The 22,471-nt window shown below is 69.3% G+C and carries 25 protein-coding genes; 13 read left to right on the top strand and 12 right to left on the bottom strand.

Going from position 1 to position 22,471, the window contains the following annotated elements; genetic code table 11:
• Positions 1 to 176 precede the first annotated feature (176 nt).
• The 3 genes from RT309_RS05340 to RT309_RS05330 all read left to right on the top strand — a co-directional run bounded on the left by RT309_RS05340 (position 177) and on the right by RT309_RS05330 (position 4,525).
• A complete protein-coding gene (locus RT309_RS05340; protein ID WP_313355845.1) occupies positions 177 to 1,775 on the top strand; it encodes an ABC-F family ATP-binding cassette domain-containing protein in 1,599 nt (532 codons plus the stop codon).
• A gap of 61 nt (positions 1,776 to 1,836) precedes the next feature.
• Positions 1,837 to 3,120, top strand: coding sequence for a non-hydrolyzing UDP-N-acetylglucosamine 2-epimerase (gene wecB / locus RT309_RS05335; protein ID WP_313355844.1), 1,284 nt, complete (start codon positions 1,837 to 1,839; stop codon positions 3,118 to 3,120).
• A 1-nt stretch (position 3,121) separates the two neighbouring features.
• Positions 3,122 to 4,525 carry a glycosyltransferase family 2 protein gene (locus RT309_RS05330; protein ID WP_313355843.1) on the top strand — a complete coding sequence of 468 codons (1,404 nt, stop codon included), beginning with the start codon at positions 3,122 to 3,124 and terminating at the stop codon, positions 4,523 to 4,525.
• 52 nt (positions 4,526 to 4,577) lie between these two features.
• Here RT309_RS05330 and RT309_RS05325 read toward each other — a convergent pair whose 3' ends face one another.
• The 3 genes from RT309_RS05325 to RT309_RS05315 are packed head-to-tail and all read right to left on the bottom strand — an operon-like array spanning position 4,578 to position 5,940.
• Positions 4,578 to 5,387, bottom strand: a complete 810-nt coding sequence (locus RT309_RS05325) for an SURF1 family protein (RefSeq protein WP_313355842.1) — start codon at positions 5,385 to 5,387, stop codon at positions 4,578 to 4,580.
• Positions 5,384 to 5,581, bottom strand: a complete 198-nt coding sequence (locus tag RT309_RS05320) for a hypothetical protein (RefSeq protein WP_313355841.1) — start codon at positions 5,579 to 5,581, stop codon at positions 5,384 to 5,386. The genes RT309_RS05325 and RT309_RS05320 overlap by 4 nt, the downstream gene beginning before the upstream one ends.
• On the bottom strand, positions 5,578 to 5,940 hold the full coding sequence (locus RT309_RS05315; protein ID WP_313355840.1) for a DUF3099 domain-containing protein: 363 nt from the start codon (positions 5,938 to 5,940) through the stop codon (positions 5,578 to 5,580). The genes RT309_RS05320 and RT309_RS05315 overlap by 4 nt, the downstream gene beginning before the upstream one ends.
• A 101-nt stretch (positions 5,941 to 6,041) precedes the next feature.
• On the opposite strand from RT309_RS05315, the gene RT309_RS05310 reads away from it, so the two are divergent.
• Positions 6,042 to 6,752: a beta-ketoacyl-ACP reductase gene (locus RT309_RS05310; protein ID WP_313355839.1), complete on the top strand. Its 711-nt coding sequence runs from the start codon at positions 6,042 to 6,044 to the stop codon at positions 6,750 to 6,752.
• Between the two features lie 30 nt (positions 6,753 to 6,782).
• Here the strand turns inward: RT309_RS05310 and RT309_RS05305 are convergent, their stop codons facing one another.
• The 3 genes from RT309_RS05305 to glgC form a co-directional block, all read right to left on the bottom strand.
• Positions 6,783 to 7,478, bottom strand: a complete 696-nt coding sequence (locus RT309_RS05305) for an alpha/beta hydrolase (protein WP_313355838.1) — start codon at positions 7,476 to 7,478, stop codon at positions 6,783 to 6,785.
• A 62-nt stretch (positions 7,479 to 7,540) separates the two neighbouring features.
• Positions 7,541 to 8,176 (bottom strand): phosphoserine phosphatase SerB, encoded by a 636-nt coding sequence (serB, locus tag RT309_RS05300; RefSeq protein ID WP_313355837.1) that lies wholly within the window; start codon positions 8,174 to 8,176, stop codon positions 7,541 to 7,543.
• Between the two features lie 16 nt (positions 8,177 to 8,192).
• Complete coding sequence (glgC, locus tag RT309_RS05295) at positions 8,193 to 9,434, bottom strand: glucose-1-phosphate adenylyltransferase (protein ID WP_313355836.1); 1,242 nt, start codon at positions 9,432 to 9,434, stop codon at positions 8,193 to 8,195.
• Positions 9,435 to 9,480: 46 nt separating this feature from the next.
• Here glgC and glgA point away from each other — a divergent pair, with 46 nt between their 5' ends.
• From glgA to RT309_RS05280, 3 genes are all read left to right on the top strand, one after another.
• The gene (glgA, locus tag RT309_RS05290; RefSeq protein WP_313355835.1) at positions 9,481 to 10,665 is read left to right on the top strand and encodes a glycogen synthase; all 1,185 of its coding nucleotides are present in this window, start codon (positions 9,481 to 9,483) and stop codon (positions 10,663 to 10,665) included.
• 17 nt (positions 10,666 to 10,682) lie between these two features.
• On the top strand, positions 10,683 to 11,465 hold the full coding sequence (locus tag RT309_RS05285; protein WP_313355834.1) for an ABC transporter ATP-binding protein: 783 nt from the start codon (positions 10,683 to 10,685) through the stop codon (positions 11,463 to 11,465).
• Between the two features lie 85 nt (positions 11,466 to 11,550).
• The gene (locus RT309_RS05280; protein ID WP_313355833.1) at positions 11,551 to 11,805 is read left to right on the top strand and encodes a type B 50S ribosomal protein L31; all 255 of its coding nucleotides are present in this window, start codon (positions 11,551 to 11,553) and stop codon (positions 11,803 to 11,805) included.
• A 101-nt stretch (positions 11,806 to 11,906) separates the two neighbouring features.
• Here RT309_RS05280 and RT309_RS05275 read toward each other — a convergent pair whose 3' ends face one another.
• Positions 11,907 to 12,614 carry a 3'-5' exonuclease gene (locus tag RT309_RS05275; RefSeq protein WP_313355832.1) on the bottom strand — a complete coding sequence of 236 codons (708 nt, stop codon included), beginning with the start codon at positions 12,612 to 12,614 and terminating at the stop codon, positions 11,907 to 11,909.
• A gap of 72 nt (positions 12,615 to 12,686) precedes the next feature.
• Here RT309_RS05275 and RT309_RS05270 point away from each other — a divergent pair, with 72 nt between their 5' ends.
• The 5 genes from RT309_RS05270 to RT309_RS05250 all read left to right on the top strand — a co-directional run bounded on the left by RT309_RS05270 (position 12,687) and on the right by RT309_RS05250 (position 16,959).
• Positions 12,687 to 13,310 carry a LysE family transporter gene (locus tag RT309_RS05270; RefSeq protein ID WP_313355831.1) on the top strand — a complete coding sequence of 208 codons (624 nt, stop codon included), beginning with the start codon at positions 12,687 to 12,689 and terminating at the stop codon, positions 13,308 to 13,310.
• A 143-nt stretch (positions 13,311 to 13,453) separates the two neighbouring features.
• Positions 13,454 to 13,987, top strand: a complete 534-nt coding sequence (locus tag RT309_RS05265; RefSeq protein ID WP_313355830.1) for a single-stranded DNA-binding protein — start codon at positions 13,454 to 13,456, stop codon at positions 13,985 to 13,987.
• A gap of 46 nt (positions 13,988 to 14,033) precedes the next feature.
• Complete coding sequence (locus tag RT309_RS05260; protein ID WP_313355829.1) at positions 14,034 to 14,519, top strand: DUF6993 domain-containing protein; 486 nt, start codon at positions 14,034 to 14,036, stop codon at positions 14,517 to 14,519.
• 189 nt (positions 14,520 to 14,708) lie between these two features.
• On the top strand, positions 14,709 to 16,388 hold the full coding sequence (gene ettA / locus RT309_RS05255; RefSeq protein WP_313355828.1) for an energy-dependent translational throttle protein EttA: 1,680 nt from the start codon (positions 14,709 to 14,711) through the stop codon (positions 16,386 to 16,388).
• A gap of 88 nt (positions 16,389 to 16,476) precedes the next feature.
• On the top strand, positions 16,477 to 16,959 hold the full coding sequence (locus RT309_RS05250) for a thioesterase family protein (RefSeq protein ID WP_313355827.1): 483 nt from the start codon (positions 16,477 to 16,479) through the stop codon (positions 16,957 to 16,959).
• 3 nt (positions 16,960 to 16,962) lie between these two features.
• Here RT309_RS05250 and RT309_RS05245 read toward each other — a convergent pair whose 3' ends face one another.
• The gene (locus RT309_RS05245; protein ID WP_313355826.1) at positions 16,963 to 17,853 is read right to left on the bottom strand and encodes an acyl-CoA thioesterase II; all 891 of its coding nucleotides are present in this window, start codon (positions 17,851 to 17,853) and stop codon (positions 16,963 to 16,965) included.
• 64 nt (positions 17,854 to 17,917) lie between these two features.
• Between RT309_RS05245 and RT309_RS05240 the strand changes: the two genes are divergently transcribed.
• A complete protein-coding gene (locus tag RT309_RS05240) occupies positions 17,918 to 18,598 on the top strand; it encodes a hypothetical protein (RefSeq protein ID WP_313355825.1) in 681 nt (226 codons plus the stop codon).
• Between the two features lie 101 nt (positions 18,599 to 18,699).
• Here the strand turns inward: RT309_RS05240 and RT309_RS05235 are convergent, their stop codons facing one another.
• The 4 genes from RT309_RS05235 to RT309_RS05220 all read right to left on the bottom strand — a co-directional run.
• A complete protein-coding gene (locus RT309_RS05235; RefSeq protein WP_313355824.1) occupies positions 18,700 to 20,364 on the bottom strand; it encodes an FAD-binding dehydrogenase in 1,665 nt (554 codons plus the stop codon).
• Positions 20,361 to 20,810 (bottom strand): globin, encoded by a 450-nt coding sequence (locus RT309_RS05230; protein ID WP_396654416.1) that lies wholly within the window; start codon positions 20,808 to 20,810, stop codon positions 20,361 to 20,363. Before RT309_RS05230 ends, RT309_RS05235 begins: the two co-directional genes overlap by 4 nt.
• Positions 20,807 to 21,880: a mechanosensitive ion channel domain-containing protein gene (locus tag RT309_RS05225; RefSeq protein ID WP_313355823.1), complete on the bottom strand. Its 1,074-nt coding sequence runs from the start codon at positions 21,878 to 21,880 to the stop codon at positions 20,807 to 20,809. Before RT309_RS05225 ends, RT309_RS05230 begins: the two co-directional genes overlap by 4 nt.
• Positions 21,881 to 21,964: 84 nt before the next feature.
• On the bottom strand, positions 21,965 to 22,471 hold a 507-nt coding region (locus tag RT309_RS05220; protein WP_313355822.1), incomplete at its 5' end, for an ERAP1-like C-terminal domain-containing protein.

The raw sequence follows: 22,471 nt of genomic DNA, 5'->3' as shown, positions 1-22,471 counted from the left end.
GCAGCAGCCACCGACGTCCCCGCCCGCCGGTCGTCGCACGCTCCACCCTGAACGAGGCCCCGAACCCCACCCTGAACGAGGCCCCGAACCCCACCCTGAACGAGCCCCGAACCGGCCGCGAACTATACTGGGAGGCTGGCCCTTCGGCCGCCCTCCCCCTACGAACGGATACCGCTGTGCTCGCCGTGCATGACCTCGAGATCCGCGTCGGAGCCCGCGTGCTCATGTCGGACGTGTCGTTCCGGGTCGCCGCCGGCGACAAGATCGGCCTCGTCGGCCGAAACGGCGCGGGCAAGACGACGCTCACGAAGGTGCTCGCCGGTGACGTCCTCGCATCCGAGGGCAAGGTCGCGCGCTCGGGCGAGATCGGCTACCTCCCGCAGGATCCCCGTATCGGCGATCCCGAGATGCTCGCCAGGACCCGCATCCTCGACGCGCGTGGTCTCGGCACCATCCAGCTGGGCATCTCCACGGCCTCGCACGACATGGCATCCGACGATCCGAAGATCGCCGAGCGCGCCATGCGGAAGTTCGCCAACCTCACCGAGCGCTTCGAGGCGCTCGGCGGCTATGCGGCTGAGGCCGAGGCGGCATCCATCGCCAACAACCTCTCGCTGCCGGACCGCATCCTCGATCAGCCGCTGAGCACCCTCTCCGGGGGTCAGCGCCGCCGGATCGAGCTCGCGCGCATCCTGTTCTCCGACGCCGACACCATGATCCTCGACGAGCCCACCAACCACCTCGACGCCGACAGCGTCGTGTGGCTGCGCGAGTTCCTGAAGAACTACAAGGGCGGACTCATCGTGATCAGTCACGATGTCGAGCTCGTCGGCGAGACGGTCAACAGGGTGTTCTACCTCGACGCGAACCGTCAGGTCATCGACATCTACAACATGAACTGGAAGAACTACCTGCGCCAGCGGGTGGCCGACGAGGAGCGCCGCAAGAAGGAGCGCGCGAACGCCGAGAAGAAGGCCACGCAACTGCAGCTGCAGGCCGCGCGCTTCGGCGCCAAGGCGTCGAAGGCCGCCGCAGCGCACCAGATGGTCGCCCGCGCCGAGAAGCTGCTGTCGGGCCTCGACGAGGTGCGCCAGGTCGACCGTGTCGCCAAGCTGCGCTTCCCGAAGCCCGCACCGTGCGGGAAGACCCCGCTGATGGCATCCGGTCTGTCGAAGTCGTACGGCTCGCTTGAGATCTTCACCGACGTCGATCTCGCGATCGACCGCGGCTCGAAGGTCGTCGTGCTGGGGCTCAACGGCGCGGGCAAGACCACGCTGCTGCGTCTGCTCGCCGGGGTCGACCAGCCCGACACGGGTCAGCTCGAGCCCGGCCACGGGCTCAAGATCGGCTACTACGCCCAGGAGCACGAGAACCTCGACGTGAAGCGGTCCGTGCTCGAGAACATGATCTCGGCCGCGCCCGACCTGAACGAGACCGAGGCGCGCAAGGTGCTCGGATCCTTCCTCTTCACCGGCGACGACGTGCACAAGCCGGCGGGGGTCCTCTCGGGTGGCGAGAAGACCCGGCTGTCGCTGGCGACCCTGGTCGTGTCCGCGGCCAACATGCTGCTGCTCGACGAGCCGACGAACAACCTCGATCCCGCCTCCCGCGAGGAGATCCTGGGTGCCCTCGCGCACTACGAGGGCGCGGTCGTGCTCGTCTCGCATGACCCGGGAGCGGTCGCATCGCTCAACCCCGAGCGTGTGCTGATCCTGCCGGACGGCGTCGAGGACATCTGGAGCAAGGAGTACCAGGATCTCATCGAGCTCGCCTGAGCCCTTAGGGTGAAACGAGTGTGTCGTCAGACGACGAGACCATGCGATGAGGAGGGCACGCGTGATCCCGTACAGTGAGCGGACTCGAGTTCTCGTGGTGATCGGCACGAGACCGGAGGCGATCAAGATGATTCCGGTGATAAGAGCTCTGCAGGACTCCGGCACGTTCCGGCCGGTCGTGATCTCCACCGGACAGCACACCGACCTCGTCGACACTCTCATCCGGAGCGTCGGGATGAGGGTGGATGCCAATCTGCGCGCGTCCGAGCCCGTCGATGGCGTGCGTCCCACACTCAACAATGTCTTCGCACGGGTGATGGTGGGAATCGACCGCGTGTGGGCGAGCGAGTCCGTGCCGAAGGAGTACCTCGCGGACGGACGCCGGGGTGTGGGCGGAGCGGTCGCCTGCCTCGTGCACGGTGACACGAGCTCGGCTGCCGCCGCGGCGCTCGCCTCGTTCAACCTGCAGATCCCCGTCGTGCACGTCGAAGCGGGCCTGCGCACCTCGAACCTGCTCTCTCCGTTCCCGGAGGAGGGCAACCGGCAGCTCATCTCCCGCATCGCCGCTCTGCACCTTGCCCCGACGACGCAGAACAAGATGAACCTCGTGCGCGAGGGCGTCGACTACGACCGCATCGTCGTGACAGGCAACACCTCGATCGACATGCTGCAGTGGGCGGCCGACCAGGAGGGTGGTTTCGGTCAGGGCCTCGAATCGCTGGAGATCGACGAGGCGCATCCGCTCGTGCTCGTCACGGCGCACCGTCGTGAGAACTGGGGGGAGGGGCTGGCGCGCATCGCAGCTGCGGTGCGTCGTCTCTCGGAGAACCACGAGCACGCACGATTCGTCGTCCCCATGCATCCGAACCCCGTCGCCCGCCAGCCTCTGCTCGACACGCTCAGCGACCGCGACAACGTGCACCTCGTCGAGCCGCGCGAGTACGCCGATTTCGCCCGCCTCATGGTCGCCGCGCGGCTGATCATCACCGACTCGGGAGGAGTGCAGGAGGAGGCGCCGTCGCTGGGCACGCCCGTGCTCGTCGCGCGCGACACCACCGAACGAGGCGAGGGTGTGCAGGCGGGCACGCTCGTGCTCGTCGGCACCGACACCGACCGCATCGTGCGCGAGGCGACGGTGCTGATCGATGACGACGCCGAGCACGCGCGCCGCGCCGCGCGATCGAATCCCTACGGCGACGGGCGGGCTTCCGAGCGCATCGTGCAGGCGCTTGAGAACGTGCTGCGAGACGGACCGGCGCCGCAGGAGCTGAGCGGAGACGGACTGCGCACCGCCGTGCGTCGCCGCCTCGGGTTCGACGACGCCGTCGCCGCCGCCGGGAACTGACGTGAGCTGGGCGGCATTCAGCCAGTGGTTCGGCGAGATCGTCGACTTCGTCTCGCACATCTACGATGGGCTGCCCATCTGGGCTCTGCCGATCTTCCTCGTCGCCGTCGTGCTCGTGGCGATCTCGACAATCTCGCTGTTCATCCTCGGCGTCAGAGCCGGCTCGCAGCTGCGTCGGGCCGCTCGGGCGGACGCATCCGGTGCTGATCTCGCGGGGGAGCACGACTACCTCTGGGTGTTCCTGGTGCCGGCGCTCAACGAGGAGACGGTCATCGCCGATTCCGTGGGCCGCCTCACCGAGGTCCAGGTCACGCACAAGCGCATCCTCGTGATCAACGACGGGTCGGACGACGGCACGGGCGAAGTGCTGGCCAGGATATCGGAGCCGGATCTGACCGTGCTGACCCGGGTGGCGCCGAACGCCCGCCAGGGGAAGTCCGAGGCCCTCAACGACGCCTGGCGCTATCTGCACCGGGTGGTGCTGGGCGAGGGCCGCTACCGCGGGTGGGATCCGGCTCGCGTGATCGTGACGATCGTGGACGCCGATGGCCGGCTCGACAGGATGGCCGGGCGCGCGGCGCGCTTCTTCGACGACGAGCGAGTCGGCGGCGTGCAGTCGCAGGTGCGCATCTACAATCGCGGCGGTCTGGTCACCGTCGCGCAGGACCTCGAATTCGGGGTCTTCGGCACGGTGTTCCAGCTCGGACGCACTGGCTGGGGAACCGCGAACATGGGCGGCAACGGCCAGTTCAACCGGCTCGCCGCGCTCGACGACATCGCCGTCGAAGACGCCGAAGGCCGCATCGGTCCGTGGCGGGCGGGGCGGCTCACAGAGGATCAGGACATCGGGTTGCGGCTGATCCAGGCGGGCTGGCGCGGTGCGCAGTCGTCGAAGGTGATCATCGAGCAGCAGGGGCTGCACTCGTTGCGGGCGCTCTACCGTCAGCGCACGCGATGGGCGCAGGGCGGCTGGCAGGTGCTCGATCTGCTCGGTCCGACGGCGCGCAATCGGCACGTCGGCTTCGGACCGAAGCTCGATCAGCTCTGGTACCTGCTCACCCCCGTGGTGCAGGCGTGGGTGGGGCTGTCGGTCGTGCTGAGCATCGTGTTCCTCACGACAGGCATCTCCCGGCCGCCGATGACCGTCTTCATCGTCGTGCTCGCGTATGTGTTCTCAGCCATGCCTGGGGTGATCGGAGTGCTGCTCTCGCGTCGGCGCCGCGGGGTCGGCGAGTTCTTCATCGGCCTGCTTCTCGCCCACCTGTACCTGATCTACTCCTGGCTGATCTACCCGGTCGTCTATCGTTCGCTGCTGCGCCAGCTCACCGGGTCGAAGAGCTGGGCGAAGACCAAGCGGGAGGCCATCGCCCCCGCGGAGGCAGGGCCGGCTTCGGCCTCCGCCTGAACGGCTGCGGTCACCGCCGGTCACTCGGTCCGCGCCTTCCTGGCTCGAGCCGTCAGCGGGTGACCGCGTCGAGCAGCGCGTCCTCGTCGTCGGCATCCCGGTCGCGCCGGCGCGGCTGCCGCGGCGGCAGCTCTCCGGCATCCTCCTTCGCCTTCACGATCTCGATGCGGATGACGTAGCCGATGAAGGCGAAGCCCATCACGGCGAACAGGATCCACTGGATCGCGTACGACAGGTGCGGGCCGGGGTCGTCGGTGGGGGCGTCGAACCCGCCCAGAGCGGGTGCCCCGGCCGGATCCTCGGACACGAGCTGTCCGTACGTGCTCGTCACGAGCGACGGGTTCACCCGGTCGGCGATCGTCGGCAGATGGATCGTGGGCACCTGCCCCTCCGGTGCGGTGCGACCCGACGAGGGGAGGCGCTCGCCCTGGCGCAGCCGCACCACCACGGTGCTCTCTCCGGCGGGGGGAGCGGGCACCGCCCTCGGCACGGTGTCCTCGCCCGACGAGATCCAGCCGCGATCCACGAGCAGCACCAGACCGCTCTCATCGCGGAAGGGCACGAGCACCTCGAACGCGCTCGTGCCGCCGTGCGGTCGGTTGCGCGCGAGCATCTGCTCGTCGGCGAGGTACTCACCGCGCAGCAGCACCGGATGCCACTCGTCGGCGGGCGCGAACGCCGCATCGTCACCGAGCAGATCGACGACGGGCACGGGCGCGGCGTCGTAGTTGCGCTCGACGAGCGCGATCTGCCCGGCACGCGACTCGTTGCGGTCGAACTGCCACTGCGCCAGGAAAGCGCACGCGATCGCGAAGCCGATCGCGATGAGCAGATACACGCCCCAGCGCATCAGACGGCTCACGCAGGAATCCCCTCATGCACGGCCACGGGGAAGTCCCGTGCCCGGAGGTAGTCGCTCAGGAACCCCACGTGCGCGTCGCACGCGAGCCAGATCTTGCGCCGATCCTCCGCGTGGATGCGGGGATTGCGCCACACGATGTGATGCGTGGCGGGCTCACGGCACTCCGCCCGCGCGCATTCGAATTCGGCGGTCATCGGTCGTCGGCCTCACGGTCGTCGTGACTTTCCCCGATGATGATCACGCCCGGCTCTGCGGAGGTCGCGGCGGGGGACGAAGCACCGGGCGCCTCGAGCTGCGCGAGCGGGGACTCCACGGCGCGGGGCGTGCTGTCGCTGCCCGCGTTCGCGTAGACCACGGCGATGTACGGAAGGAAGATCGCGGCGACGGCGAATGCCCACGTCCACCACCCGAGCGGCTGCACGACCACCATGAGCAGGAAGCACACCGTACGGATGATCATGGTCAGCGCATAACGGCGCACGCGGTGATCAGCCTCGTCCTGCGGCGACTGCGGCAGGGAGGTGACAGCGGGGGCGCGGCGCTTCTCTTTCACGGTGCTTCCAGCCTACGCCGCGTACGGCGCACCGGACGCCGTCCGGTACGGTCGCGCTCGGTAGGATGGCGTGCGATCCGATCCCCAGTCAGGAGCCCCACATGAGCGCTGAGCGCGTCGTCCTCGTCACCGGCGGAAACCGCGGCATCGGCCGCGCCATCGCCGAACGCTTCGTCCGCGACGGATACCGTGTCGCAGTCACGGCACGCCGCGGTGAGGGCCCGGAGGGCACGCTGACCGTCCGCGCCGACGTCACCGACGCCGCCGCGATCGACGCCGCGTTCACCGAGGTCGAGCAGCAGCTCGGGCCGGTCGAGATCGTCGTCGCGAACGCCGGGATCACCAGAGACACCCTGCTGATGCGCATGAGCGAGGACGACTTCGACAGCGTGGTCGCGACGAACCTCGGCGGCACGTTCCGGGTGGTCAAGCGCGCGTCGAAGGGCATGCTGCGCGCGCGCTTCGGACGCGTCATCCTCATCTCCAGCGTCGTCGGCCTGTACGGCTCCGCCGGGCAGGTCAACTACTCGGCGTCCAAGAGCGCACTGGTCGGCTTCGCCCGTTCGCTCACGCGCGAGCTGGGCGGGCGCGGCATCACCGCGAACGTGGTCGCACCGGGCTTCATCGAGACGGACATGACGGCCGAGCTGCCGGAGGAGACGCAGAAGCAGTACAAGGCGAGCATCCCCGCCGGCCGTTTCGCGACGCCGGATGAGGTCGCCGGCGCCGTCGTGTGGCTCGCCGGCGATGACGCCGCCTACATCTCCGGAGCCGTCATCCCTGTCGACGGCGGCCTCGGCATGGGCCACTGAGTCCGGTCTCGACCCGGCCCCGTCGGACGGTCAGCGGTCGACGGCGGCCACCAGCAGCGCGGCCAGCCGATCCGGCACGGTGAACTGCGGCCAGTGGCCGGAGTCGATCTTCACGACCTCGGCGTTCGCGATCGCCCGGTACTCCTCGCCGTAGGGGCCCCAGTCGTCGGCCTCGGCATCGACGCGCGCCTGATCGTACGAGCCCATCAGCATCGTCACCGGCACACCGTGCCGGCTCTCGTGGGTGAGGGCGATGGGGTCGCTGGGCACGCGCGCGGGCACGCTGCGCGTCAGTGGAAGTGTGCGCGCTCGGGTCTCGTCGTCGAGGTCGTACACGTCCTCATCGGGGAAGAAGTCCCAGCCGGGGAACGGCACGACACCGTCGACGAGCGGGAAGTCACTGATCTCCCGGCCCGGTGCGGGCGGGATCGTGTCGACGAACACGACCCGTCGCACACGCTCCGGGCGGGCATCCGCTGCGCCCCAGACGACGTTTCCGCCACCCGAGTGGCCGATGAGCACGACGGGCTGCTCTGCCGCGTCGATGTGCCGCACCACCGCGTCTATCCAGTCCGACATGCCGATGTCGGATGAAGTGGCGGCCGGCTCACCCACCCCCGGCATGGTCAGCGCGAGCGGATCGTGCCCCGCGGCGCGAAGCGCATGCACCACCGGATCCCACGACGACGCGTCGAGCCAGAGACCGGGAACGAGGATGATGTCCATGCGAAGACGCTACGCGCAGGCTCCGACATCGTCCAGCGTCGGCACCCGCCGTGCGGCGCACCTCAGGGCAGCAGCGGGATGATCTCGGACAGATCCTGGGGCCCGACGACCAGCGACGCGGCCGCGCGCACGGCAGGCTTCGCGTTGAAGGCGATTCCGAGCCCTGCCGCGGCCATCATCGTGAGGTCGTTCGCGCCGTCCCCGATCGCGATGGTCGCGGCTGGTGCGACGCCCAACTCGGCAGCCCAGCTCTGCAGAGAGGCCGCCTTCGCATCGGCATCCACGATCTCGCCGTCGACGGTGCCGGCAAGTGATTCGTCCTCCAGCGTCAGCCGGTTCGCGCGCCAGCGATCGACGCCCAGTCCGGGGGCGATGTGGTCGAGGATCTCGTGGAACCCGCCCGAGACCACGCCGACCACCCCGCCGCGTTCGTGCACCGCCGCGGTCAGCTCACGTACGCCGGGCGTCGGCTCGATACGCGCGCGCACGCGCTCGAAGGCGGACGTCGGCACCCCGCGCAGGGCCTCGACACGCGAACGCAGGCTCGTCGCGAAGTCCACCTCGCCGCGCATCGCCGCCTCGGTCGCCGCCTGCACCTCGGCCCGGCGACCCGCTTCGTCGGCGAGCAGCTCGATCACCTCGTTGCGGATGAGGGTGGAATCGGCATCGAGGACGACGAGGAATCGCGCAGCGGTCACCCGTCGAGCGTAGCGGTCAGCGGGTGATGCGAACGCCCTTGCCGACGACCGTGATGCCCGAGTCGGTCACCGTGAAACCGCGCTCCAGATCCCGCTCGCGATCAACACCCACCGTCGCCCCCTCCTCGAGGATGACGTTCTTGTCGAGCACCGCGCGTCGCACGCGCGACCCGAGACCCATCTGCACGTTGTCGAGCAGCACGGAGTCGGTGATGGTCGAGCCGCCCATGGCGATCCCGCGCAGTCCGATCACACTGCGCTCGATGTGCGTGCCCGAGAGCACCGACCCCGCGGCGACGATCGAGTCGATCGCATTGCCGATCCGGCCGACGGCATCGCGCACGAACTTCGCCGGCGGCATGTTGACGTTCTGCGTGCGGATCGGCCAGTCGGTGTTGTACAGGTTGAAGATCGGCAGCGTCGAGATCAGGTCCATGTGCGCGTCGAAGTACGAGTCGATGGTTCCGACGTCCCGCCAGTACACGCGGTCGCGCGGCGACGAACCGGGCACGACGTTCTGCTTCATGTCGTAGTAGCCCGCTTCGCCGCGCTGGACGAAGTAGGGGATGATGTCGCCGCCCATGTCGTGCCCGGACGAGGCGGACTCGCCGTCCGCCTCGACCGCCGCGACGAGGGCATCGGCGTCGAAGACGTAGTTGCCCATCGAGACGAGCACCTCGTTGGGGGAGTCGGCCAGGCCCACCGGGTCGGCGGGCTTCTCGAGGAAGTCGCGGATGCGCCCGGTGTCGGGGTCGGCGTCGATCACCCCGAACTGCGACGCCAAGGCGATCGGCTGACGGATGCCTGCAACCGTCGCCGGCGCGCCGGACGCGATGTGCGCCTCGATCATCTGCTGGAAGTCCATGCGGTAGACGTGATCCGCGCCGATCACCACGACGATGTCCGGCTTCTCGTCGTTGATGAGGTTGAGGCTCTGCAGGATGGCGTCTGCGGAGCCGGAGAACCAGCGCTTGCCCAGACGCTGCTGCGCGGGCACCGAGGTGACGTAGGAGTCGAGCAGCGCCGACATGCGCCAATTCTGCGAGACGTGCCGATCGAGGCTGTGCGACTTGTACTGCGTCAGCACGACGACCTGTCTCAGTCCCGAGTTGATGAGGTTGGAGATGGCGAAGTCGATCAGCCGGTACTGGCCGCCGAAAGGCACCGCCGGTTTGGCTCTGTCTGCAGTGAGGGGCATGAGTCGCTTGCCCTCACCGCCGGCGAGGATGATCCCGAAAACCTTCTTAGGAGCCGACATGCGTCCACCATAGAGCGCCCGGCGGCCGATGTACTACCGTGCAGTCATGCGAGTCGACATCATCACCAAGGAATACCCGCCGGAGATCTACGGCGGCGCCGGCGTGCATGTCGCAGAGCTCGTGGCTGCGCTGCGCAGCAGCATCGACGTGCAGGTGCGGGCGTTCGGGGCCGAGCGCGCCGAGCCGGGGACCCGGGCGTATCGCACGCCGTCCGAACTCGCCGCCGCGAACCCGGCCCTGCAGACCCTCGGCACCGATCTCGTCATGGTCGGCGACGTCGCCGGAGCCGACCTCGTGCACAGTCACACCTGGTACGCGAACTTCGCCGGGCATCTCGCATCTCAGCTGCACGGCATCCCGCACGTGCTGACGGCACACAGTCTCGAGCCGCTGCGACCGTGGAAGGCCGAACAGCTCGGCGGCGGCTATGCCGTCTCGAGCGGCATCGAGCGGCTCGCGTACGAGAACGCCGCCGCCATCGTCGCCGTCAGCGACGGGATGCGCCAGGACATCCTGCGCAGCTACCCGCAGGTCGATCCGAAGCGGGTGCGCGTCATCCACAACGGCATCGACGTCGAGCGCTGGCGTCCGGTGGAGAATCCCGGGTTCCTGGCGAGCATCGGCATGGATCCCTCGCGTCCGTCGGTGGTGTTCGTCGGCCGCATCACCCGGCAGAAGGGGCTGCCCTACCTGCTGCGTGCGGCCCAGCTGCTGCCGACGGACGTGCAGCTCGTGCTCTGCGCCGGCGCCCCCGACACCCCCGAGATCATGGCGGAGGTGCAGGCCGGCGTCCGTCAGCTGCAGCAGACGCGCGAGGGCGTCATCTGGATCGAGCGGATGCTGCCGCGCGACGAGCTGTCGGCGATCCTCGCCGCGGCCACCACGTTCGTGTGCCCCTCGGTGTACGAGCCGCTGGGCATCGTGAACCTCGAGGCGATGGCGTGCGGCGCGGCCGTCGTCGGCACCGCCACGGGCGGCATTCCGGAGGTCGTCGACGACGGCGTGACCGGTCGTCTGGTGCCGATCGAGCAGCTGCAGGACGGCACCGGCACGCCCGTCGATCCGGAGCGCTACGTCTCGGATCTCGCCGCCGCGCTCACCGAGGTCACGAGCGATCCCGCGCGGGCGCGGCAGTACGGCGAAGCCGGACGTGAGCGTGCCCGCAGCCGGTTCAGCTGGGGCGCGATCGCCGACACCACGCGCGCGCTCTACGAGGAGCTGACGGCCTGAGCCGATAGGCTGGCTTCATGTCGAGCGCTCTGGATCTCACCGATGTCGTCGTGCGTCGCGAAGGCCGCAACATCGTCGATCGGGTGACCTGGTCGGTGTCCGAGGATCAGCGCTGGGTCGTGCTCGGACCGAACGGCGCAGGCAAGACGACGCTGCTGCAGCTCGCCGACACGCTCATGCACCCGACGTCCGGAACGGTGACCGTGCTGGGTGAGACCCTCGGGCGCACGGACGTGTTCGAGCTGCGTCCGCGGATCGGCTTCGCCTCATCCGCGATGGCTCGCCGCATCCCGCGCGACGAGACCGTGCTGAACACGGTGATGACTGCGGCCTACTCGGTGACGGGCCGCTGGAGAGAGGACTACGAGTCCATCGATGAGCGTCGCGCGCATCGAGTGCTCGCGGACTGGCACCTGGAGCACCTCGCCGAAAGGCTGTTCGGCACGCTCAGCGACGGCGAGCAGAAGCGCGTGCAGATCGCACGGGCCGTGATGACCGATCCCGAGCTGCTGCTGCTCGACGAGCCGACCGCGAGCCTCGACCTCGGCGCACGTGAGGAGCTGCTGCAGCTGCTCGGCGGCTATGCCGCATCGCCGATCACGCCGGCGATGGTCATGGTCACGCACCACGTGGAGGAGATCCCGGTCGGCTTCACCCACGTGCTGCTGCTGCGCGACGGTGGTGTGGTGGCGGCCGGTCCGATCGCCGAGACGCTGACGGCAGAGGCTCTCACCGAGGCGTTCGGCATGCCGATCCTGCTCACGCAGGACGGCGGACGCTACGCCGCACGCGCCGCCTGAGTGGTGTAAAGTAGACCCTCGGTGCGATCGCACCGCAGACTTCCCTCGTCCCTGGCAGAATCCAGGGCACCACGTAAGGAATCCCATGAAGACTGACATCCACCCCGAGTACCAGGCCGTCGTGTTCCGCGACCTCGGCTCGGGCGAGACCTTCCTCACCCGCTCCACCGTCACGGGCGACAAGACGATCGAGCTGGACGGTGTGGAGTACCCCGTCATCGACGTCGAGATCTCGTCGGCTTCGCACCCGTTCTACACGGGCAAGCAGCGCATCATGGACTCCGCCGGTCGCGTCGAGAAGTTCAACCAGCGCTTCAAGGGCTTCGGCGGCTCCAAGTAAGCCGCCCACGACGAAGGCCCCGCCCCGGCGGGGCCTTCGTCGTACCCGGCATCCGGTCGCATCCCGCACGGACCGACGCTCGAACCGGCCTGCGAACCTGCTCACCCGCGAACGGGCCACGTGCCGTCGAGAGACTGCTCCGGGTCGATCCGTCCGATCCCGATGAAGTACTCGGTGAGACTCGCGGCCTGATCTCGCGCCCAGCCGATCTGCCTGGTGTGCAGCTCCGCCGCGGAGCGCGGCCACGCGAACTCCCGTGCGAGCGCGAGCGCCACCCGACCCGCGGCGACGGCATCCGCCGACGCCTCGTGCGCGTCATCCAGCGGAACGGCGTAGTGGTCGGCGACGACGGTGAGCGTGCGCTTGCCGGGTCGGTACCGGTCGAACGCCTTGTCGATCACCAGCGGGTCGATCACCGGTGACGGAGCGGCCAGCTCGGGGATGCCATGGCGCCGGGCCTCGTGCGCGAGAAGAGAGAAGTCGTACGAGGCGTTGTACGCCACGATCGGCAGCCCCTGCGCGAACAGGGCCCGAAGCGCGTGCACGATCTCGGCCACCACGTCGCGCGCAGGGCGACCGTGCGCCCTGGCGTGCTCTGTGCTGATCCCGTGCACGGCCGCCGCCCCGTCGGGGATCGGCACTCCGGGGTCGCCCAGCCAGTGGCGGGCGGCGAGCTCTCTGCCGTTCCGGTCGAGCACACCGACGTGCGCGGTGACGATGCGATCCCGCGTCACGTCGACGCCTGTCGTCTCGAGATCGAACACGCCCACGCGGGTGAGCCAGGCCGGAGCATCGAGCGGAAAGGTCATGGCCACACCATAGGAGCGGGCGCCGACACTGCCGATTCCGCGCCGGCCGCGCACGCTCACTACGCTGTGCTGGTGACCTGGACGGTATGGCTCTCGCTGCTCGCGGCGTGCGTGGTGATCAGCTTCACCCCCGGGGCCGGCGCCATCAACACGATGAGCAACGCCCTCGTGCAGGGCTGGCGCCGCTCGCTCTGGGGCGTGCTGGGTCAGCAGGCGGCCCTCATCGTGCACGTCGTCGTCGTCGCTGCGGGGGTGGGGCTGTTCGTCGCACGTTCGCCGGTGCTGTTCGAGATCATCCGGTACGCGGGCGCGGCGTACCTGGTGTATCTCGGCATCCGGATGCTCCTGGCGACGCCGGAGGAGCAGAGCCTCGACCCGTCTGCTCGGGTGCGGGAGGGCGCCTGGTCGATCTTCCGACGCGGGTTCTGGGTCAACCTCCTCAACCCCAAGGCGATCGTGTTCTTCCTCGCCTTCGTGCCGCAGTTCATCCGGCTGGACCGCGACCCGCTGCCGCAGTACCTCGTGCTCGTCGGCACCGTGATCGTCGTGGACGTCCTGGTGATGTGGTTCTTCTTCGCAGCCGCGGCGAAGTCGTTCCGGCGGTTCACGCGGGATGCCCGCGGCCAGCGCATCCTGAACGCGGTCTTCGGCGCGCTCTTCATCGCCGTCGCCGCTCTGCTGCTGTTCCTGCACTGACAGCGCCCTGCGTGTCGGTTATCCTGCACCGATCGCTTCGCCGTCGAGTTCTCCACCATCACTGCGGAATCGGCCTCCGGCGTGCGACGCGGGCGTGCACTCTGGTCGGACCCGGGCCGGTCCCGGCAACGAAGGAGCACCCTATGAGCATCACCAACGACGTCCTGACCATCGCCGGGAACATCGGCAACGACCCCGTCGCCAACGAGACTCGCAGCGGCAAGGCGGTGATCAACTTCCGCGTGGCCACGTCTTCGGGCTACTTCGATCAGCGCACCGGGGCGTGGGTCGACGGCGGCACCAACTGGTATGCGGTGTCGGCGTTCGGCAAGCTCGCCGAGCACGCCAAGGCCTCGCTGCACTGCGGCGACCCCGTCATCGTCGTCGGTCGGCTGCGCCAGAAGGAGTGGGAGGCGAACGGCAAGAAGGGCATCGACGTCGAGCTCACCGCCGACTCGATCGGCCACGACCTGCGGCGGGGCACGAGCGCGTTCGCGCGCCGCCCTCGCCCCGAACAGGCCGGCGTCGCCCCCGCCGCCGACGATGCACCGGTTCTCGACGAGCCCACCGAGGCCGATCGGGATGCCTGGGCCGGTGCGGGGCTGCGGCTGACCGACGAGCCGGATTCCGTCGAGGCTTCCGGCGACCCTCGCGATGACGCACTGACCCCCGCGTGACGGGCGGCGCGACGGGGACGGGGGTGCGAGCGCCTATACTCTAGGCGTGCGTCACAGGTACTCCGTCTCCGTCCGGCGGTGCGCGCACTTCGGCTCGCTGCTGGCGAGCACGGCTGCTCTTGTGCTCGCGCTGACCGCCTGCGGCCCGATGGCGACTCCCCACACGTCATCAGGTGCGCCCGCGACTCCCGAGGCCGACGCGTCTGCCGCACCGGCCGAGGCGGATGCCGCACTCGCCTCATTCACCGAGGTCACCGCCGGCGTGTGGGCATCCGACTCGCGTGCGCAGGGCCGCGCCTACATCGACGCGCTCGAAGTGGTCGGGTTCGCGAAGGACGCCATGCAGGTCACGGCCGACCGGAGCACGGTCGGAAACGCCGCCGAGAGCCTTCAGTTCTCGGTCGCCTGGAGTGACACGCAGTGCCTGGTCGGTCAGGTCGGACCGTCGACCGGAGAACCCGTCACCGCGCTGCTCCCGCGACTGGCAGACGGGGCGTGTCTGGTGGGCGCCACCCGCCCCATCGACTGGTGATCCAGCGCCCCGGCGCCTGCACGGCGCCTGGGCGCTGCCGCGCGCGTCGACCGGTAGGCTAGGAAGCCGAGCCGATCGGCACGGGGAGCCCCCGCCATCGGCCGCACACACTTCGCGCATCCGGCACTCGGCATGCGCTGCGCCGGATCACAGGCGCTGAGACAGGTCTTCCAGAGGAGCGGTGAAGGTATGGCTGAGTACATCTATTCCATGGTGCGAGCCCGCAAGGCGGTCGGCGACAAGCTCATCCTCGACGACGTGACGATGGCGTTCCTGCCGGGAGCCAAGATCGGCATGGTCGGCCCCAACGGCGCCGGAAAGTCGACGATCCTGAAGATCATGGCCGGTCTCGACACGCCGTCGAACGGCGAGGCCAAGCTCACCCCCGGCTTCAGCGTCGGCATCCTCATGCAGGAGCCCGAACTCGACGAGACCAAGACCGTGCTCGAGAACATCCAGGACGGCGTGGCGATCAAGCCGAAGCTCGACCGGTTCAACGAGATCTCGGCGCTGATGGCCGACCCCGACGCCGACTTCGACTCGCTGCTCGCCGAGATGGGCGTGCTGCAGGAGGAGATCGACGCGGCCGACGGCTGGGACCTCGACTCCCAGCTGGAGCAGGCGATGGACGCTCTGCGCACGCCACCGGCTGACGCCGAGATCGCGCCGCTCTCGGGCGGTGAGAAGCGCCGCGTCGCGCTGGCGAAGCTGCTCCTGCAGAAGCCCGACCTGCTTCTGCTCGACGAGCCCACCAACCACCTCGACGCCGAGAGCGTGCTCTGGCTCGAGCAGCACCTCAAGGACTACAAGGGCGCGGTCATCGCGATCACGCACGACCGGTACTTCCTCGACAACGTCGCCGAGTGGATCGCCGAGGTCGACCGCGGCCGTCTGATCGGCTACGAGGGCAACTACTCGACCTACCTCGAGAAGAAGGCCGAGCGACTCGACATCCAGGGCAAGAAGGACGCGAAGCTGGCCAAGCGTCTGAAGGACGAGCTCGAGTGGGTCCGCTCCAGCGCCAAGGGCCGTCAGACCAAGTCGAAGGCGCGTCTGGCGCGCTACGAAGAGATGGCGGCCGAGGCCGAGCGCACCCGCAAGCTCGACTTCGAGGAGATCCAGATCCCGGCCGGTCCCCGCCTCGGCAGCGTCGTCATCGAGGCGAAGAAGCTGAACAAGGCGTTCGGCGACCGCGTACTCATCGACGGCCTGAGCTTCAGCCTGCCGCCGAACGGCATCGTCGGCGTGATCGGGCCGAACGGCGTGGGAAAGACCACGCTGTTCAAGACCATCGTCGGCCTCGAGCCGCTCGACGGCGGCGACCTGAAGATCGGCGAGACCGTCAAGATCAGCTACGTCGACCAGTCCCGCGCGAACATCGACCCGAACAAGACGCTGTGGGAGGTCGTCTCCGACGGGCTCGACTTCATCACGGTCGGCAAGACCGAGATCCCGTCGCGCGCGTACGTCTCGAAGTTCGGCTTCAAGGGCCCCGACCAGCAGAAGAAGGCCGGTGTGCTCTCCGGTGGTGAGCGGAACCGTCTCAACCTCGCGCTGACGCTCAAGGAGGGCGGCAACCTGCTGCTTCTCGATGAGCCGACCAACGACCTCGACGTCGAGACCCTGAGCTCGCTCGAGAACGCCCTGCTCGAGTTCCCGGGATGCGCCGTGGTCATCACGCACGACCGGTGGTTCCTCGACCGCATCGCCACGCACATCCTCGCCTACGAGGGCACCGATGAGAACCCGTCGCGGTGGCACTGGTTCGAGGGCAACTTCGAGGCGTACGAGCAGAACAAGATCGAGCGCATGGGCCCGGAGGCGGCGCGCCCGCACCGCACGACTCACCGCAAGCTGACCCGCGACTGATCCCCACGCCCCACTCCGAACATCGCTTCGCGCTGTCCGGAGCCTCCGGGGCGCGGGGCCCCGTGTCGATAGGAACCTGACGGAAGTCATGACCAGCAACTCTCCCCGGCTGCACATCCCCATCCACCTGCGGTGGGGCGACCTCGACGCGTTCAACCACGTCAACAACACCTCGATGCTCAAGCTGCTCGAGGAGGCGCGCGTGCGCGCCTTCTGGAAGCCGGAGCCGGGGGAGCAGGCACCGCAGACGGCGATCCTCGAGTCGGGGATCGATCAGGGAGTCCTCACCCTGATCGCCCGTCAGGAGATCGAGTACCTCGCGCCGGTGCCGTATCAGCGTCGTCCTCTCGAGGTGCAGATGTGGTTCGGCAAGCTCGGCGGCTCGAGCCTCGAGGTCTGCTACGAGGTGCACAACGATCCGGCGAGCACCGAGCGCATCCTGTACGCGCGCTCGACCGCCGTGATCGTGCTCGTGGATGCCGCCACCGGCCGGCCGGTGCGGATCAGCCCCGAGATGCGCGAGGCCTGGGAGCCGTACGTCGGGGAGCCGATCAGCTACGCGCGTCGCTGACGCTCAGGCGTCGGGTGACGGCACTCGTACCATGATCTCCTGCGCCACGCTGGCGAGCAGCGTGCCCTCGCGGTCGTAGATCCGACCCGTCGAGAGCCCGCGTCCGCCACGGGCGTTGGGCGATTCCTGCACGTAGAGCACCCATTCGTCGGCGCGGCCGAAGCGGTGCCACCACATCGCGTGGTCGAGGCTCGCGACTTTGAGCCCAGGCGTGCTCCAGGTCACGCCGTGACGGCGCAGGATCGGCTCCTGAATGGTCATGTCGCTGAGGTACGCGAGCGCCGCCCGGTGCAGGCGCGGATCATCCGGCATCCCGGCCCGCATCCGCATCCACACGGCTTGGCTCGCGATTCGCTCGCCGGCCACGTCGATGAAGAGGGGCCCCTCGACGTGACGCACGTCGGCGGGACGCTCGGCGAGCATCTTCCGCGTCAGCGGGTGCACGTCTCCGACGAGCTCCTCGTCGGGGCGCAGCTGCTCTGGATCGGGGATGCCGTCGGGCATCGGCTCCGCGTGATCGGCGCCGGGGTCTTCGTCCTGGAACGAGGCGATCATCGAGAAGATCGGCACGCCGCCCTGGAACGCCTGGCAGCGGCGCGTCGAGAACGAACGCCCGTCGTGGATGCGGTCGACCGAGAAGGTGATGCTGCGCGCGGTGTCTCCCGGGCGCAGGAAGTACCCGTGCATCGAGTGCACGACGCGGTCCTCGGGGAGGGTGCGCTCGGCGGCCACCAGCGACTGAGCCAGCACCTGGCCGCCGTACACCCGACCGGTGGGCATGAAGTGCGAGCGGCCGGTGAAGATGTCCTCGGTGGTCCTCGCCTCGGACTCCGCCAGATCCAGGACGTCGAGAAGGGCGTCGACGGATCGGCGGGCATCTTGCTCAGCGGTCATCCGACCAGTCTAGATCGACGGATCGGCGCCTCTCGGCCGACGGTCATCCGGCTAACGTAGTGGAGTGACCAGACCGCTCGTGCTTGCCGACGCCCAGACCGCACGTGACGTGCTCACCTTCGCCGGGCGAGCAGCTCAGGCCGGCGCCGACGGGGTGCGACTGCAGGCGGCCGATGGCGTGCTCGCCCTCACCTCCGCCGCGCTCGCTCCGCAGAGCCTGTTCGACCAGACGCCGACGGTGCTGGCGATGCGCATCGTGCGCGCTGATCCCGAACTGCACTGCGACATCGTCGTCGACGAGCTCGCCGAGGGCGAGAAGCCGCACGAGCTCGCCCTGCCCGACACCGGCCGGGCACCCGCCTGGGCGGGCGTCGCCCCACCGCGCGCCGGGTGGATGCACGTGGGGGATCTGACCGCGCAGGCTGTCGCGGAGCGCGCCCAGTGGGGGATCTCGGCCGTCGCGCACGGCACCGCACCGGGCTCCGGCGAGGAGGCCGTGCGTGCCCTGCGCGCGCGCATCTGGGGCGAACCTGACGAGGCTCTGTCCGGGCTGCCGCGCGGTGTCGCATTCGCCGCGCACGCCTTCGGATTCATAAACGGCGCCGAGGAGGTGCGGATCACGCAGTCGGGCCGCTGGACGCGGCTCGCGTTCGCTCGCGGGCATGTGCTCAGCCGCGGCCCGGCCGTGACCGGCCTCACCGCCGTGCGTGGTACGGGCCCTTCGGCAGGCTCAGGGACCCAGTAGGCGGGCCGGGCTCGGTAAGGTGGCGCGGGCCCTTCGGCAGGCTCAGGGTGCTCAGTGAACAGAGGCTCAGGAGCCCAGTAGACACAGGCTGGGGGCCCGGATCAGCGCGCGGCGGCTCGCCCGGCCTGGCGGCCGGAGAACAGGCATCCGCCGAGGAAGGTGCCCTCGAGCGCGCGGTAGCCGTGCATCCCGCCACCGCCGAAGCCGCTCGCCTCGCCCGCCGCGAACAGGCCGGGGATGGCGTTCCCCGCGGCATCCAGCGCACGACCGTCGAGGTCGGTGTGGATTCCGCCGAGCGATTTGCGGGTGAGCACGTGCAGCTTCACGGCGACCATGGGGCCGGCCGACGGATCCTGCAGACGGTGCGGCGCGGCCGTGCGGATGAGCCGGTCGCCGCGGTATCCGCGCATCGAGCGCAGCATGGCGATCTGGGCGTCCTTGGTGAACTCGTTGTCGATCTCACGATCGCGCGCGACCACCTCCTCGCGCACCCGGTCGATGTCGAGCACCTCGCCGCCGGACATGGCGCGCATGCCGGCGAGCAGCGAGTCCAGATCGTCCTCTACGACGAAGTCCGCGCCCTCGTCGAGGAACGCCCGCACAGGGGCGGTCGGACCCTTCGCGATGCGCGATCGCAGCAGCAGCCCGACGTCGCGCCCCGTCAGATCGGGATTCTGCTCGCTGCCCGAGAGGGCGAACTCCTTCTCGACGATCTTCAGCGACGTCACGAACCACGAGTGGTCGTGGCCGGTGCGACGCAGATGCGCCAGCGTGCCCAGCGTGTCGAAACCCGGGTACAGCGGCACCGGCAGGCGCCTGCCGGTGGCGTCCAGCCACAGCGACGAGGGCCCTGGAAGGATCCGGATGCCGTGCTCCGGCCACACCGGATCCCAGTTCTCGATCCCCTCCACGTAGTGCCACATGCGGTCGGTGTTGATCAGAGCAGCGCCTGCTGCGCGCGTCACCGCCTGCATGGAGCCCTCGACGTACGCGGGAACGCCGGTGAGCATGTGCTCGGGCGCCGTGCCGAGACGCTCCGGCCAGGACGCGCGAACGAGATCGTGGTCCCCGCCGATGCCGCCGGAGGCGACGATCACGGCATCCGCCCTGATCTCGAAATCGGCCACCGGCTCACGCGACGTCGGCGCACCCCTCGGGGCGAGGGTGTCGGCGAGCACACTGCCGCGAGCGCCGACGACGCCGCCGGACTCGACGATGAGATCCGCCACTCGGTGACGGGGGAGGATGCTCGCACGCCCGTCGGCCTCGGCCTGCTCGACGGCGGCGACGAAGGGGGCCACGATGCCGGGGCCCGTACCCCAGGTGATGTGGAAGCGCGGCACCGAGTTGCCCGGTCCGATCGCGCTGCCGCCGCCTCGTTCGGCCCAGCCGACCACGGGGAAGAATGCTACTCCGCGCTCGCGCAGCCACGCACGCTTCTCGCCGGCGGCGAACTGCAGGTACTCTTCGGCCCACCGCTTCGGCCAGGAGTCCTCCGGACGGTCGAAGCCGGCACCTCCGAACCAGTCCTGCCGTGCGAGATCGAGCGAGTCGCGGATGCCCATCCGGCGCTGCTCGGGAGAGTCGACGAGGAACAGACCGCCGAACGACCACCACGCCTGCCCGCCGAGGTTCTGGCGCGGCTCCTGATCGATGATCGTGACCCGCCTGCCGGCGGCCAGTGCCTCGGTCGCGGCCACCAGCCCGGCGAGCCCCCAGCCGATCACGAGAACGTCGGTCGCGGGGGTGCGGGGCAGGGGTGTCATGTGGTCTCCGTCGACTCCGGGGCTGTGCGGTTCTCGAGCGTGGGCCGGCCCTGCGGGCCGGCGCCGATGCCCGAGGGCTCGAATGTGTTCACCATGGCATATGCGGCCCGCTCGAGATAGTCCCACAGGGTCGCCTCGTGCATGGGCGAGAGCTGCACCTCGTCGAGCGCGGTGCGCATGTGACGCAGCCAGCGGTCGCGGGCGTCGGGATCGACGTGGAAAGGAACGTGCCGCATCCGCAGTCGCGGATGGCCGCGCTGCTCGCTGTACGTGCCCGGTCCGCCCCAGTACTGGGCCAGGAACAACGTGAGACGATCGGCGGCGGGTCCGAGATCCTCTTCCGGGTACATCGGCTTGAGGACCGGGTCGAGCGCGACCTCGCGGTAGAACACCGCCACCAGGCGCTCGAAGGTGGGCTGTCCGCCGACCTCGTCGTAGAACGTCACTGTGCGCCGCCTTCCTCGTCGGTCGTCTTCTTGCGTCGCCAGATGCCGCGATCGACGATGCGCGGCACGCCGGTGACCGGATTCGGCTTCGTGACGGGCGGATTGGCGCCCCGTACCCGGCGGGCGCCATCGAGACCGGTCAGCGTCACTGCGGCGAGACGCGGCACCTCGACACCCTTCTCGGCCAGCCCGGCCCTCAGCCGGCGACGCAGCTCCTGCGAGACGTCGTCCATCGCGTTGGCGCGTGTCTTCATGACCACCCGCACCACGAGCGCGTCGCCGTCGATGCTCTCCAGCCCCCAGATCTCGGGCTTCGCGATGATCCGCGTGCGCCACTTCGGGTCCTTCGCCAGGGTCTGCGCGGTCTCCATCATCGACTTCTCGACGAGTTCGAGATCGGCATCCGGGGCGACCCCGAGGTCGACGATGGCGCGCGCCCAGCCCTGCGACATGTTCCCGATGCGGGTGACCTCGCCGTTGCGGACGTACCAGAGCGTGCCGTTCACGTCGCGCACCTGCGTGATGCGGACGCTGACGTACTCGACGACACCGGATGCCAGGCCGAGATCGACGACGTCGCCGATGCCGATCTGATCCTCGGCCACGAGGAAGATGCCGTTCAGCACGTCCTTCACGATGTTCTGCGCGCCGAATCCGAGACCGGCGCCCACGGCGGCGGTGAGGAGGGTGAGCGAGCCGAGGAGGCTGGGGGTGAGCGCGTTCACGGTGAGGACGAGGGCGATCACCACGAGCATCACGTTGACGATGTTCTGCAGGATCGAGCCGAGCGTGCGGGTGCGCTGAACCAGACGCATGTCGGCTAGAGGGGAGCGCTCGAGGGCCTGCGTGTCGTCGACGCGCGCCTTCGACTTGGCGCTGTTCACGATGCGCTGCACGACACGGCGGATGACCAGACGCAGGATGAACCCGATCGCCACGCAGCTCGCGATGATCACGGCGACGGCGATCGCCTTGCCACCGATCTTCAGCAGGATCTCCAGCATGCCGCCCCACCACCCCGGGTCAGTGGGGTCGGGGGCGGGTGTCTCGGTGGCGAAGCGGATGTCCATCACCTCGATTTTAGCGACCGGCCTTCAGCGCATTCTGAGTGGCCGGACGCCTGCGGGTTCGGCTGTCGCCGAACCCGCAGAGGATCAGTCGTCCGCGTCGCGGGCCTGCGCGGCGAGCGCCCGCTCGACGTCTGCGAGGTTCTCGTGCACGAGCCGACGCAGAGCCGGGGCGGCGTCCTGATGCTCGGCGAGCCAGGTGCGGGTCGCGTCGCGCAGCTCGATGCTCGCGAGCGAGCGCGGGTACAGCCCGACGATCAGGTAATCGGCGATCTGGTAGGTGCGCTCCTCCCAGATCGGCAGCAGCATCTCGAAGTACTTCGGGATGAACGCGCGGAGCACCTCGACACCCGACGGGTGCACGAAGCCGAGGGCGGCCGAGCGCACGATGGTGTTCGGCAGGTCGCTGTTGTCGATCAGCGACGACCACGCGGCCTGCTTGGCCTCGGCGGTCGGCAGCGCGGCGCGCGCTTGAGCGGCGAACTCGGCACCCTTCGACGTGTTGTCCGCGGCGAGTGCCGCATCGATCGCCGCGGCGTCGGTCGCACCGGCCGCCGCGAGGCCGACGAGCAGCAGCCACGTCAGGTCGGCGTC

It is taken from the genome of Microbacterium sp., assembly GCF_032084865.1.
GTDB lineage: Bacteria > Actinomycetota > Actinomycetes > Actinomycetales > Microbacteriaceae > Microbacterium.
Note: the sequence above shows the minus strand (reverse complement) of the source record. Positions and strands in the feature narration are given on the sequence as shown.